General features: G+C 61.6%; 18 protein-coding genes. 7 read left to right on the top strand and 11 right to left on the bottom strand.

Features of this window, described 5'->3' with window-relative positions; all coding sequences use genetic code 11:
• The first annotated feature begins 252 nt into the window (after positions 1–252).
• A complete protein-coding gene (locus JO015_06260) occupies positions 253–1,287 on the top strand; it encodes a zinc-dependent alcohol dehydrogenase family protein (protein ID MBV9998702.1) in 1,035 nt (344 codons plus the stop codon).
• A gap of 47 nt (positions 1,288–1,334) precedes the next feature.
• On the opposite strand, the gene JO015_06255 is transcribed toward JO015_06260, so the two are convergent.
• From JO015_06255 to JO015_06240, 4 genes are all read right to left on the bottom strand, one after another.
• A complete protein-coding gene (locus JO015_06255; protein MBV9998701.1) occupies positions 1,335–1,772 on the bottom strand; it encodes a PIN domain-containing protein in 438 nt (145 codons plus the stop codon).
• Positions 1,769–2,230: a helix-turn-helix domain-containing protein gene (locus tag JO015_06250; GenBank protein MBV9998700.1), complete on the bottom strand. Its 462-nt coding sequence runs from the start codon at positions 2,228–2,230 to the stop codon at positions 1,769–1,771. The genes JO015_06255 and JO015_06250 overlap by 4 nt, the downstream gene beginning before the upstream one ends.
• A 776-nt stretch (positions 2,231–3,006) precedes the next feature.
• Entirely contained in the window at positions 3,007–3,447 is a 441-nt protein-coding gene (locus JO015_06245) for a DUF3368 domain-containing protein (protein ID MBV9998699.1), read from the bottom strand.
• Complete coding sequence (locus JO015_06240; protein MBV9998698.1) at positions 3,444–3,713, bottom strand: UPF0175 family protein; 270 nt, start codon at positions 3,711–3,713, stop codon at positions 3,444–3,446. Before JO015_06240 ends, JO015_06245 begins: the two co-directional genes overlap by 4 nt.
• On the opposite strand from JO015_06240, the gene JO015_06235 reads away from it, so the two are divergent.
• Together JO015_06235 and JO015_06230 are read left to right on the top strand one after the other, a co-directional pair.
• Entirely contained in the window at positions 3,712–3,876 is a 165-nt protein-coding gene (locus tag JO015_06235; protein ID MBV9998697.1) for a hypothetical protein, read from the top strand. The two genes, JO015_06240 and JO015_06235, sit on opposite strands and share 2 nt — an antisense overlap.
• 260 nt (positions 3,877–4,136) lie before the next feature.
• On the top strand, positions 4,137–4,343 hold the full coding sequence (locus JO015_06230) for a type II toxin-antitoxin system HicB family antitoxin (protein MBV9998696.1): 207 nt from the start codon (positions 4,137–4,139) through the stop codon (positions 4,341–4,343).
• Positions 4,344–4,430: 87 nt separating this feature from the next.
• Here the strand turns inward: JO015_06230 and JO015_06225 are convergent, their stop codons facing one another.
• The 4 genes from JO015_06225 to JO015_06210 all read right to left on the bottom strand — a co-directional run bounded on the left by JO015_06225 (position 4,431) and on the right by JO015_06210 (position 6,860).
• Positions 4,431–4,775: a hypothetical protein gene (locus JO015_06225; GenBank protein ID MBV9998695.1), complete on the bottom strand. Its 345-nt coding sequence runs from the start codon at positions 4,773–4,775 to the stop codon at positions 4,431–4,433.
• Positions 4,772–5,359: an AAA family ATPase gene (locus JO015_06220; GenBank protein ID MBV9998694.1), complete on the bottom strand. Its 588-nt coding sequence runs from the start codon at positions 5,357–5,359 to the stop codon at positions 4,772–4,774. The genes JO015_06225 and JO015_06220 overlap by 4 nt, the downstream gene beginning before the upstream one ends.
• 661 nt (positions 5,360–6,020) lie before the next feature.
• Positions 6,021–6,341 carry a pentapeptide repeat-containing protein gene (locus JO015_06215; GenBank protein ID MBV9998693.1) on the bottom strand — a complete coding sequence of 107 codons (321 nt, stop codon included), beginning with the start codon at positions 6,339–6,341 and terminating at the stop codon, positions 6,021–6,023.
• A gap of 330 nt (positions 6,342–6,671) precedes the next feature.
• Positions 6,672–6,860: a KTSC domain-containing protein gene (locus tag JO015_06210; GenBank protein MBV9998692.1), complete on the bottom strand. Its 189-nt coding sequence runs from the start codon at positions 6,858–6,860 to the stop codon at positions 6,672–6,674.
• Between the two features lie 181 nt (positions 6,861–7,041).
• On the opposite strand from JO015_06210, the gene JO015_06205 reads away from it, so the two are divergent.
• Together JO015_06205 and JO015_06200 are read left to right on the top strand one after the other, a co-directional pair.
• Entirely contained in the window at positions 7,042–7,281 is a 240-nt protein-coding gene (locus JO015_06205) for a DUF4160 domain-containing protein (protein ID MBV9998691.1), read from the top strand.
• Positions 7,259–7,576, top strand: a complete 318-nt coding sequence (locus JO015_06200; GenBank protein ID MBV9998690.1) for a DUF2442 domain-containing protein — start codon at positions 7,259–7,261, stop codon at positions 7,574–7,576. The genes JO015_06205 and JO015_06200 overlap by 23 nt, the downstream gene beginning before the upstream one ends.
• A gap of 187 nt (positions 7,577–7,763) precedes the next feature.
• Here the strand turns inward: JO015_06200 and JO015_06195 are convergent, their stop codons facing one another.
• The 3 genes from JO015_06195 to JO015_06185 all read right to left on the bottom strand — a co-directional run bounded on the left by JO015_06195 (position 7,764) and on the right by JO015_06185 (position 9,959).
• The gene (locus JO015_06195; protein MBV9998689.1) at positions 7,764–8,444 is read right to left on the bottom strand and encodes a RibD family protein; all 681 of its coding nucleotides are present in this window, start codon (positions 8,442–8,444) and stop codon (positions 7,764–7,766) included.
• Positions 8,445–8,672: 228 nt separating this feature from the next.
• A complete protein-coding gene (locus tag JO015_06190) occupies positions 8,673–8,909 on the bottom strand; it encodes an SDR family oxidoreductase (protein MBV9998688.1) in 237 nt (78 codons plus the stop codon).
• 237 nt (positions 8,910–9,146) lie between these two features.
• Entirely contained in the window at positions 9,147–9,959 is an 813-nt protein-coding gene (locus JO015_06185) for an alpha/beta hydrolase (GenBank protein MBV9998687.1), read from the bottom strand.
• Between the two features lie 56 nt (positions 9,960–10,015).
• Between JO015_06185 and JO015_06180 the strand changes: the two genes are divergently transcribed.
• Positions 10,016–10,495, top strand: coding sequence for a DUF2442 domain-containing protein (locus tag JO015_06180; GenBank protein MBV9998686.1), 480 nt, complete (start codon positions 10,016–10,018; stop codon positions 10,493–10,495).
• A 683-nt stretch (positions 10,496–11,178) separates the two neighbouring features.
• Positions 11,179–12,003, top strand: coding sequence for an alpha/beta hydrolase (locus tag JO015_06175; GenBank protein ID MBV9998685.1), 825 nt, complete (start codon positions 11,179–11,181; stop codon positions 12,001–12,003).
• The last annotated feature ends 533 nt before the right edge of the window (positions 12,004–12,536 follow it).

Below are 12,536 nucleotides of genomic sequence, written 5' to 3'. Positions count from 1 at the left end.
GACCCGGTAAAGCTACGACCCAAATGGGTGGTTTATTCCGGTTCGATCGCATGGCTTCGGATACTTCGATGGACTCAGAAAGAAACGCTCTTAGGCACTATAGAATCAGTCAGGAGGGATGGTAGCCTGATGCATCGACGATTTGTGCGCATCGCTGGAAATCGAACTTCACCGCGCAGCCATGAACCCTGTTGAAAACTTCATCAGACCCCCCGCCGGGATGCGGAAATCGGCGACGGCCTTCCCGTACCTGTGAGATCCAGCACTCGTGTCATTCGCTTCCATCGGACCGGGGGGCCGGAGGTCCTGCAAATCGACGAAATCGGGCTTCCGGCACCCCAGGCCGATGAGGTTGTGCTTTTGGTAGAAGCGCTCGCGTTGTGTCGAACCGATCTCCTTTGGCGGGAGGGCAACTACCTTGAAGATCCCGTGCTGCCGGCAAGAATCGGCCATCATGCGGCGGGGGTCGTGCAATCGGTCGGCTCGAAAGTCAAATCCGTGCAGCCGGGGGATCGGGTGTCTACCTTTCCGGCTTGGTCGCTGGTTGAATATGGTGTCCACGGGCAAAAGATCGTCTATCCAGCGAGGGCGCTGCTGGCCTATCCCCCGAAGTTGAGCCCGGAGGAGGCGACTTGCGTGAATACGGAGCTGTTTCTGGCGTACTTTACGCTTAAGGAACTCGCCGGGCTGCAACGGGGACAGTATGTGGTCGTGACCGCCGCAACGGCATCAACCGGAACCGCCGCGCTGGAGGTTGCCAATGTGCTCGGCGGCACAAGCATCGCGCTAACCCGGTCCGAATCTAAAAGGGGCGAACTTGTCGCGGCCGGCGCCGATCACGTGATCGTCGTCGGCGAAGAGGACGTCCGGGATACCATCATCGACATCACGGACGGCCGCGGCGCGGACCTCATTTACGATGGGGTCGGCGGACCAGGGCTCGAGGAGCTCGCTTGGGCGACGAAGCGTCTCGGCCGGATCGTTACCTATGGCGCTCTGGGCGCTGAGGCCGAGGACACAAGGCTTCCTCTCGGTACGTGCCTGCTTCGTGGCGTTAAGGTGCATGCCGGGCTGACGATTTTTGATTATACCGGAAACCGGAGATTACGGCTGCGGCCTAAACCGGGAGCAATCAACCGCGCAAAGGCATTCATCGCCCGTGGCCTGGCTGAAGGAAGTTTCAGGCCGAATATAGGCCGGGTCTTTAACGGCTTGGAAGAATATCGGTTAGCGCACGAGTACATGGCGGCTAAGCACCGGGAGGGAAAGGTGGTCGTCTCGTTGTGACCTTCGAGCGCTTCCAAGGTGATGTGGCATCCTTTTCGATTCTGCCTTTAGCGTCTCATTCTTCCAGGTTGTTGCTTGTTCGTCAGTTCCGGGACCCGATTCTTTGCTTGTCTGCTATTTGCTCGCCGTTTACGGCTTCCAGCGGCGTTTTGATGGAGTAGAGTGAGACCAGTCGAGCGGCTGACGATGGCGGCCGCCAGCACGTGACGGTCGTTGGGGTCGGGCAGCGAGAGCGAAGGGACCAGTGCCTGGTAGCCCGTGATGAGGCAATCGCTCACGGCCGCATCCATGAGCGCACGCGTGCGCTCCAGGTCCGCGCGCTTGCGGCGCGGCTGGTCCTTGAGGAGCGAGCGGATCCATTCTTCGTGGATATCGGCGCTCCACTTGGCACGGAACAGGCCGTTGGCGGCAAGCTGCATCAGCAGGTCCCGAACGGGCGCGGGGTAAAGGACATTCGCGTCCAACAGGGCCGTAACAGAACTCATGGGCGGCCGTAGCCCATGTCCTGCTTCTGGGCGTCCGCGACGAGCCGGTCGAGCGCGGCCTCGCGCTCACGATCAATCTTCATTTTGTAGTTCATCACGTCCTCCCTGCGGACCCGCCGGTGTTTGCCGACCTTACGGTACGGGATGGCGCCCTCGTTGAGCAGCTTAATGAGGAACGGCCGCGAGACGTTCAGCGCGTCGGCCGCCTCGACGGTGGAAAGCTCGGCTTTCTCCGGAAGGAGCGTGACGCCGCGGCCAGCGGCCATGGCCTCGAGGATCTCTACCAACAGGGCGAGGGCGCTGGCCGGCAGTTCGATGGGCCCCTCCGGGTCGGCTTCGACCTGAAACCGCACGGGACGATTTTTTTGTGCCAAGCGGGACAGCTGCTGGCCGGCGGCCCGCGCGAGGGTGCAGTCCTGTTGCGTGGGTGGGCATTGCCGGTGCGAGAGTAGTTTCATAGGAAGCCTTCCTACGTTCAGAATATCAGATTAGATGAATTATGTGCAATAAATGAATCAAATGCTCAGGTAAAGGGGAGGTCACGACGGCACCGCCACAGCCGTACGTCGGCAACGACCCAAGGATGGATCGGTTTTGAAAAGTGGCCGAGTGGCAGTGAATCTCGGCCACTTTTTGCGCTCTGATCTGCGGTTTTGTGCACCGTCCTGACCTGATGGCCGAGGGTACGGACGCGCTCCCGAAGCGGCTCTGGAAGGGGCAGAAGGGGTCAGGACGGCGCACAAGGGGGTGCCGGAACCCGTGAACTCTTAATCACTGGGTTGTAGGTTCGATTCCTACACGGTGCAAGTCCAAAAGTATTTCTGCCCGAGGGTTTTACAACACCGACCTAACGCGCACTTCAATCCGGTGCGCTGTGTCCGTCACCGAATAGTCACGCTGAAATTCACGCGGCCCAAATGCCGGGCTCCGCGAGTGGTGACACGTCAACGCTTTGGTCTCGGAGAAATTCGTAATGTTACAAAACGCATCGACCTGCGGAAGCGCCGCTTGCACCCGTCGCCTGCATGGAAATTCAAGCCGAACCGGTCTTACGCTTATCGAACCTTTGCACACGGGTCGCTCCCGGGCCCGGGCGCAAGAGGGTAGGCCCACAGAAAAATTTGCCAACGAGGACAGATCACAACGGCGCTGCAGGTCTCGAGGCAATCACGCTTACCTGCTCAGGTCGGCCATCACCGGCGTCGCTCCGCATCGCGCCGGAGTGCAGCCTCGATCAACTCGTCCGTGATGAAGAACGATGTCCGACGAAGCTTTTCCATTGCTGCAGGAAGTGAAGTGAGGCCGCGGCCGCTTCAAGCAGGCCGAGTGTGCCGAAAGTCACCACCCCGAACGCACGGGCGTACCGTCGCGCCCGTTGATCATCCATGAGGAGCAATGGGGCATTAACTTCCTTTGCCAGCACGATGACTTCCTGGTCTGTGGCAGAGATCTCTTTGGCTTCGGTGAGCTGCTCTCGTGCGGCGCGGCGAATCTCAACCCACGCTGGCGGCTGTGTGGCCCAGGCCCGTACATCGGTTGGCGCGGCGTCATGGAGAAGTTCGGCCTGCACGGAGGGGGAAATGACCGTTTTCCTCGCCAGTCTGAAGAGCAAATCGACGTGGCCGATTTGGATCAGGTAATTAATCGGACCAGTGTCCGCCACGATCAGCCTCATGGCTCCATGAGCCTGTCCGCGCCCTCGCGGTCCGCTTCCAGGTCCTCAGCGGAATAGTTCAAGGGCACGTTGTGCTGGATGCGGAAGTTTTCGGCCGCCCAATAATCACCGCCGACACCGGCGAGCTCACCCATCGTCCGCAGTGAGATCTTGCCCTCGCGATACAGTTCGAGCGCAATAGCCTCACGCGCTCGCTGCTCGCGCTCCTGGGGTGAAGAGCCAAGGACGGCCGCGAGGTCGTCCGGGATGAAAATGGTGAGACTCATGCAGATATCATACCACAGCCACCTCAAGGATTGCGTCGGCGTGCCCGGACAGACCTTCAAGATCTCGGTCAAGGTACTCGCCACGCTGGCCCGGGTAGGCGCCCCTCGGGATTTAACCAGCTTCGCCGGATCCGGCGACCGGGGATCGAACGCCAAAGGATAAGTGCCTCGTGTTGGCCGAATCGCACCAGCACTTCGCCCGGCAGAGCGTAAAAACGATGGGCAAGGGGCTCGGGATCTTAAAACCCTAAACTCCAGTATTCCGAAAGGGGACGGGTCACAACGGCGCCGAACTTTTGGACATCGAACAGATCGTCGCCGAAAATGAGCAGGTTCGGGAAAGGGAAAACCGCCGGCGACCGGGAGCAAGCGCACCGGGCACGTGGGTTGACGATTGCTCGCCTGCTATTTTAAGTTTGCGACATGCGGACGTTCACCGCCGTCGTGGAGCGCGATCCTGAAACGGGCCTGTTCGTGGGCTATATCCCTGGCTGGCCTGGGGCCCACTCGCAAGGTGCGACCCTCGATGAATTGCGCGTGAACCTTCGCGAGGTTGCGTCCATGCTGCTCGAGGATGGAGAGCCGCGCCTTGAGGCGGAGTTTATCGGTACGGAGGCGATCGCCGTCTGAACCCAATGCCGCGTCTGCCGGTTTTGAAGCCTCGGGTTTTCCGCTTTCCGCTCCGCTTTGAGGGTGGCGGAAAGCGGAAACCGGAAATCAGGTCGTCCAGGTGATTTGCCCGTCCTGTTCGCTGAGGTGCTCGCCAAACTTGCCGTCAGTCCGGAGCGCCTCGTAGCACAGCGTCTTTTTGCGTCGCGTGAGCTCTTGCAGCCGCTTGATGGCCACCGACCGGGGCAGTTTCAGCTGCCCATCCTGGAACACCGCCGCCCCCTGCGCCGGGGTGATTCCGGTTTCCTTTCCGGCCTCGGGAAAGTCAAAGGCCTGCCAGTCGAAGTCCCGTACCGGTTCAAACCGGCCGTTGCGCCGCCCCCAAGCGGTGCGCGGGCCCAAGTCGCCGTCATTGTTCTTGCAGCAGGTCCATACCACCCGGGTTTCGGTCACCTCATCGCTGGCGCTTGCAACACAAAGACGCAGCGCGGCACCGAGGCCAGCACGTGCGAGCCGGCTAGCAGGTTCAGCAAGGCCCGGCCGCTGGCCCGCTCGCCCACGTGCGGCTTGCGCGTGTGGGCCACCACGCCGCTGGCCGGCCCGGCATCGCCGGCCGGGATCACGCGGCGGAGGGCGTCAAAGGTTTCCAGGTACTCTCGGGCTTTATCATCCCGCACGGCAGCGCTCCAGGGGGCAATGATGACCATGGCCGGGTCGAAGCTCTCGATTTGGGCGGCCAATTGATCGCGGAACTCGGCTCGGTGGAAGCAGAGGCCGTAAGGCGGTGGCGGCGTTACCCGGACGTAATCTTCCAAGGCGAGCCCGTTCGGTTGGGCAAACTCTTTGAGCCGATAGAGGCCGTTTTCGTTTTGGACGATGAGGGTGCGAAAGGGGGTGTGGACCTTTAAGCCAAACCAGTCGGAGCGGGTGGCGCCGGCCTCGGCCAAGGCGACCGTGGCGCGGCTCTTGCCCACACCCGGCGGGCCGCCCAGAATGAACACCGAACCGCGCACCAGGTGATTATCTCCAACCAGCACGAGGCCAAGTGGGGCTTCATGGGCGTCGATGGCGCCCGCCTGCGGGCCCCTCCGGGTCGGCTTCGACCTGGAACCGCACGGGCGATTTTCCTTGCGCCAAGCGGGAGAGACGCTGCCCAGCGGCCTGCGCCAGGGTGCAGTCTTGCGGCGTGGGCGAGCCTTGGCCAGGCGGGAGCAGTTTCATCGGAAGTTTTCCTACGTTCAGGATATCAGGTTAAATGAATTATGTGCAATAGATGAATCAAATGCTCAGGCAAAAGGGGACGGGGCACAACGGCACTGCCAAAGCGGTACGTCCGCGGCAACCTCGCGGAGAGATCGGTTTTGAAAAGTGGCCGAGTGGTTGCTGATCTCGGCCACTTTTTGCGCTCTAACCTGCGGTTTTGTGCGTAGTCGTGACCTGATGGCCGGGCGTACGGACGCGCTCCTGCTGCGGCTCTGGGAGGGGCAGGAGGGGGCAGGACGGCGCACACCGGGGCGCCGCAACCAGTGAAAACTCTTAATCAGTGGGTGGCAAATTCGATTCCTACACGGTGCATATCTGGGTAGGGCCCTTGTTGGCGAAGTGCCCCGATCGCGGTCGGCCATTGCGATCAGGTCCGTGCCCCTGGCAATCGACACGTTTCGCCGAGGCAGCCTGCGCCCAATGACCGTAGGCCCGCTAATCGTCTTGAGGGCTGACGCTTGGCGTTCCCTTACAGTCGCCGATAACGTCCTTTAGTTCGTATGGATTACTCACCTTCGCGCCTTGAAGGTTTGCGCCGTCGAGTACGGCTCTTTCGAAGTGAGCGCCTCTAAGATCTGCGCCGGCAGGATGATGCCTTCGCGGACAAGCGCTGCATGTAATCAGACGGTGCTCCAGCAGTTCGTTTCGGCTCGCAACCGAACCCGCTGCGCATGCCAGGGATGACGGGTACAACGGGTTTTGGTATGAGGCGGCTCGATCCCGCGATCCTCGTCCTCCCGAGACCGGCGGGCTCACGGCGGCACATGTCGAGGTGCTCGCTTCACCCACCCTTAAGAGGTTCCCCCCAGAAAAGCGAACCCGCCGATTCTTCGGGAGAAGCCGGCGGTGAGAGGTGCCTTATGAATATGCTGATTGGTCGGCAGTTTTCTCCCGGTAACCGGCTCCGGCCAATTGGGCCTTCCTTCGAACGTACCGAGGGATCGGCGCTGCCTGGCCTCAGGAGTTTTCCCGTGGAACTGGTCGCACGCCTTCGACCACGGCTAGGCCGCTTGACCATGCCACTATCCCACTGACCTCGACCCTGACTCAGCTCACGTGGACGTAGGAGTCATACGACTCGACGTATCAGTTCACAAACCGCTCCTTGGATGGGGCATCCAGAAGATCATCAAACACCGCGCTCGGCAGATTCCTGTAGTCGTAGGTGTCGCCGTCGACGTAGCGCAGCCGCAGGATTCCATTAGGTGCGTCGTAGCCGACGCCCACAATGCTGCTCGAATTGAAAAGATCATCGGCAGCCAGTCGATGCGTCATACCCGATACCTGGAGACCACCACAGCATCTTCCACCCCCATCAGCTCACGTGGTCACCGTCGAACGCTTACCCTGCAGCGGCTCTCGAGCCTCTCCAGGACCTCTCCTGGCCGCGCCCCCTGACCTGTCCCTCTGTTGCGCTTCTTGACGGGTCAGCAGCCCATCCAGCAACGTTAGCCGCGTGCCGACGATTCTGACGGTAGGACCCTATCGGTTTTTCTTCTATTCCGCCGACGGAGGAGAACCGCCCCACGTGCATGTCGAACCGGAGCGCAGCAGTGCGAAGTTCTGGCTGAATCCGGTGGTTCTGGTCCGAAGTCACGGTTTTGCCAGGGCCGAACTCCTGGACATTCAAAGGATCGTCGCCGAAAATGAGCCGAGGTTCCGGAGAGCGTGGGATGACTACTTTGGTAATCGATGAATCGTCGTTGCGGGCCATCCGCGCACAGGTGACTGAGGAGGCATTGGTCGTGGACTTGGCCGACGGCCGAAGCGTGTCGGTTCCCTTGGGGTGGTATCCGCGTCTGCTCCACGCGTCGGGAGACGAGAGACGGCAGTTTCGGCTGATTGGTAGCGGAGAGGGGATTCACTGGGAACTCCTGGACGAAGACATTAGCGTGGAGGGCGTCGTGGCCGGCCGGCGCTCCATGGAGTCCACCGAATCCTTGCGGCGCTGGCTGCACGCCCGAAAAGATCGAGGCCTGACCAGGGAATGATCGAAGGCGCGTATCGGGTCGTGGACATCAAAAAAGGGGAATTCGACGGCGACCTGAAGGAAACTCTCCGACGCGTGCGCAGGCCATCGCCGTCTGAAGCCAATGCCGCGTCCGTCGAAAAAGGCTTCGTGTGGCGCCGGCCGTACCATTCTCTACGCCGGCCAATCTTCCTTCTTGTCTCTTCCGTTCAGGCTCTTGCCACTTCGTAGCGGAGCCACAAGGCGTCCTTGGCGCGCCGCTCCACGGACCGGAGCTTGAGCGCCACGGCGCACGCCCTTGCAGGGTTCACGCCGTCAAAGACGGCCGGCACCTCACGGCGGCCGTCGATGCCGGGCACCAACACCAGGCTGAGCTCGTCCACCAGACCGGCCTGCAGGAAGGCCCCGTTGATGTGGCCGCCGCCTTCCAGCAGCAGCGTGCGGATGCCGAAATGCTCGCCCAGCAAGTCCACCGCCCGGGTCAGATCGACCGAGGACGCGCCGCACACCACGTAAGAGACGCCTTTGTCCCGCAACAGGTCCAGGTAGTCAGCCGGTGCCTGCTCGCTCAACACGCAGATGAGGTGGTCGTCGCCGAGGCTGCCCTTGGCCCAGCGCAGCTTGCCGCGCGTGTCCACCGCAATGGCGTAGGCGTCCGCCCGGCGGGCGACGAAGACCGGCTGCGGCCCGGCGGGCGCGTTCGAGGCGGAGACGAAAGGGTCCTCCTCAGCGAAGTACTCCATGGTCGTGCGGCCGCAGAGCCAGGCGTCGCCGCCCAATTGCGCGGCGGTGGCTTCGTACTCGCCTTCTTGGGTGACGGCTTCCAGGGCTTCGCCGTCGATGCGCCCGTCAACGGAAGCGAGCATGTGGCAGATGATGTGGGGTTTCATGGAAAGTCCTTTTTTGGGTCGGGTTCGCCCGAGGTTGCGCAAACGATGGTTCGGCGGGGCCGTTTGCGCCCGGCTTATTGAGCTTTGACAAATGTGATCATTGAAAAACTCCGGGGAAACATGACCATGATCCTATCGATTAAGTCTCAATAGGAGCGGGCGCGATGCACGGGGGTGAACCGCCTCATCGGGGTACGGTTGCGCGTTTCCGTCATCGAGGTTAGCCCATCAATCCACCGTTAGCCCGCCGTCCACGGTGAGCGCGTGCCCGACGACGTCGGTCGCCCCCGGGCTGCAAAGCCACAGCACCGTCGAGGCGCTCTCCTCGGGCCGGCCCGCGCGGCCGATCGGAACGTGCTTGGCGATGTCGGCGTACGCCTGCTCGTCCCCGTTGACGCCGCCGCGGGCGACCTGCGTGCCGATCAGGCCGGGATTCACCGCGTTCACGCGGATGCCGCGCTTGATGTATTATTTGACAGTTACCTAGGTAAACCCCGGGGCTAAGTTCTGCCGCCCCTTCGGGGATAAAGCCGGTCGAAATTCCACCAATTTAGCTATCTAAATTGGTGTAAGACCAATCCAAGGTGCGGAGCATCCTCCGGCGCCGCTCCTGCGCCGATGTTCTACCGGAATAACTGTCTGAATGGTATTGCGCCACCATTCAACGACACGTTCTGTAAGTGCACCGCCGGGCGTGACTGCCTATCGACTCGCCATGTCTGCGAAGATCAGAGATCGGGCTTCATAGAATACGTCGTTGTGGCCGGCGGCAGGTATTTCCACAAAGCGGATTCGGTCAGGGTCAAGCATCGCGAGCGCTCGGCCCATGCTGATGGGCACCAGCGTATCTGTCCGGCCGTGAACGATTGTCACCTTGGGTGTGGGTGTCCGGTCGAGAATGCGGCGTAGAGCCCGGACGTTGTCAAAGCGGTGCAACAACAGCGGGCCGGGCGGCACGCCAACAACTTTCTTGACCATATCGCTCATGGTCGTGAACGGTGCGACCAGGATCACCTGCTCAACGGATTGTTTGTCCGCGAACTGCACCGCCGCCGCGGCGCCGAGCGACCAGCCGACGACGCCGATTGACTCCGGATCAAAGTTCCAATGCATTCGGTCTTGAAGGGCATGGAAGGCTCCCTGGGACGTTTCCAGGATGTGAGTCGGGTTCGGGCTCCCTTGGCAGCTCCCGTAGCCCGGATACTCAACGAAAAGAAAGCCGGCGGATCGGTCCGGGAACTCGCGCACCAGATCAAGCCAGTCAAGCGCCAACATCGCGTTGCCGCCGAACATGAGCCAAAGCCGCCGGGGAGGATTGCCGGAAGCTACCCTGCGATACAAAAACGCGGCCTGTTTGCCCTGGGAAGTTTGGAACTCTATGACCGTTACACCCCGGCTGAGCGCGCTCTGAACGACGGCGGCCGGGTAGCGTCGTTGATAGTAGATAAACGAGCGCTGCAGGAGGGCGCAGACGGCGAACACGGTGAGCGCGGCTAATAGGAGGGTCGTTAACATCAGTGTTGCCTCTCTGGTCTTGGTCTAAAATCGTTGGTGAATTCAAGGTCGATGCCGTGCTCTTTTTCCCAATAGAGGGGTTATGGCAGCTCACGCGGGACGGCGCCGTCGTGGACTTGGCCGACGGCCGAAGCGTGCCGGTTCCGTTGGGGTGGTATCCGCGTCTGCTCCACGCGTCCGGAGAGGAGAGAGGGCGGTTTCGGCTGATTGGTAGCGGAGAGGGGGTTCACTGGGAACGCTTGGACGAGGACATTAGCGTGGAGGGCATCGTGGCCGGCCGGCGCTCCATGGAGTCCACCGAACCTTTGCGGCGCTGGCTGCAAGCCCGAAAAGCGCGAGACGACCTCGCCGTACATCTCTCATGGAAGCTGCACGATGCGCCGCGTGCCGGTTACTTCGTGCCTTACACGGTAGCACCGAGGGTGGACACGGTCGCTGTGCCGGACTTAGAACCCGTGAGCAACGCTCTCTGCCGCCCCTTCAGCAAATCCAACCCGGCGGGGCGGGCGTTTGTTAGGGAGGGCGTACCGGCGTGACGCCTTAGGAGGGCTCGATCGTGATTTGACGGTTATCCAGGGGGTAAAGCCCTGGGCTATGTTCTCTTGGCCCTTCGGGGCATAAGACGGTCACGGCTGGCCCCGCGCTGCCCTCAAAAAATGTGGGTAAAGCTCAGGGCTAAAGCCCTGGGCTATGTTCTACCGGCCCGTTGGGCCTAAACACCGATTCACCCAAGTACGGAGCATCCTCGGGCGCCGACACCCGCTGAGCCGACATTCCCCTCGGCTAAGGTCTCCCGGCCCGTCGGGCCTAAGGCCGATTCGACCGGCGACGAAGGATGCTCCGGCGCCGGCACCCCGTGAGCCCACATTCTACCGAGATAACTGTCTGAATGATATAGGAGTGCGGAAAGCGGAAATCATCGCGCTCAGGTGATTTGCACTCCGTGTTCGCTGAGGTGTTTCGCACACTCGGCGTCGGCCCGAAGCGCCTCGTGTCAGCGCGTCTTTTTGCGCCCGGTGAGCTCTTGCAAGCGTTTGACGGCCGCCACGTGCGCGTTCCTGGCCCCGGACGCGCTGAGCGGGGTGCGACGGGCGGCAGCCTAAAACGAAACGGGGCGCGGTTGGGATCAAGCTTGACGCCTCGGAAACGTCCCAACGCCAGTGCGGAAGGCTTAATTTCGCTCCCTCAAACAGCTTAGCTGTGCTCTACTGGAGCCTATATGCCGACTATCACCACCAGGGATCGCACGGAGATCTTTTACAAGGACTGGGGTTCGGGCCAGCCGATCGTGTTCAGCCACGGCTGGCCGCTGTCGGCCGATGATTGGGACGCGCAGATGCTGTTTTTCCTGCATCAGGGCTATCGCGTGATCGCCCATGACCGCCGTGGCCATGGCCGCTCAACCCAGACCGCCGAGGGCCACGATATGGACCATTATGCCGACGACCTGGCGGCTCTTACGGCCCACCTCGACCTGAATAACGCCATCCATGTCGGCCATTCCACCGGCGGTGGCGAGGTGACGCACCATCTGGCTCGGCATGGTGAAAGCCGGGTTGCCAAGGCAGCGCTCATCAGTGCGGTGCCGCCGCTCATGGTGAAGACAGCGGCCAATCCGCTCGGCCTTCCCAAGGAGGTGTTTGATGGCTTTCAGGCGCAGCTGGCTGCCAACCGTTCGCAATTCTATCGCGACGTGGCGGCCGGGCCTTTCTACGGCTACAACCGGCCGGACGCGAAAGCCTCCGAGGCCGTCATCCAAAATTGGTGGCGGCAGGGCATGATGGGCGGTGCCAAGGCGCACTACGATGGCATTGTGGCGTTTTCCCAAACCGATTTCACCGAAGACCTCAAGAAGCTCACCGTCCCGGTGTTGGTCATACATAGCGAAGACGACCAAATCGTGCCGTATGCAGCGTCCGGGCCGCTGTCGGCTAAGCTGCTAAAGAACGGGACCCTGAAAACCTACAAGGACTTCCCGCACGGCATGCCCACCACGCAAGCGGACACGATCAATGCCGACCTGTTGGCGTTCATCAAAAGCTAGCCACCACCAGAGATCCCAAGGGCGGAATTGAGGTCCCCAACGCAAAGGGACGCCTCGCATACCATCCAGACAGATATCCCGGTAGAATGCCTGCTCGGGGGTGCCGGCGCCGGAGGATCTCCGTACCTGGTTGAATCGGTTTTACACCGGTTTCGAAGTTGGTTGAGCGGCTCGTTGCGCCAGTGAGACGGCCAGCGCGGGTGGCCGGTGGCCTTGCGTGCTCCGGCCGAGCGAGCCGGTTTTAGCCCCGAAGGGGCGGCAGAATCTAGCCCAGGGTTTACCCTGGGTAACCGTCAAATCACGATCGAGCCCTCCTAAGGCGTCACGCCTGTACGCCCTCCCTAACAAACGCCCGCCCCGTCGGGTTGGGTTTGCTGAAGGGGCGGCAGAACCCGACGGCAACGCTTTCTACCGCCCCTTCAGGGCTCGATCGGGGGAGGAACCCGTTCCCAGGGTGAAACCCTGGGCTATGTTCCTTTGGCCCTTCAGGCCATCAAACCGTCTCCCCGCCCGTCGTGTCTAGACCCTTTATA

Source organism: Verrucomicrobiota bacterium (assembly GCA_019247695.1).
Taxonomy (GTDB): Bacteria; Verrucomicrobiota; Verrucomicrobiia; order Chthoniobacterales; family JAFAMB01; genus JAFBAP01.
Note: the sequence above shows the minus strand (reverse complement) of the source record. Positions and strands in the feature narration are given on the sequence as shown.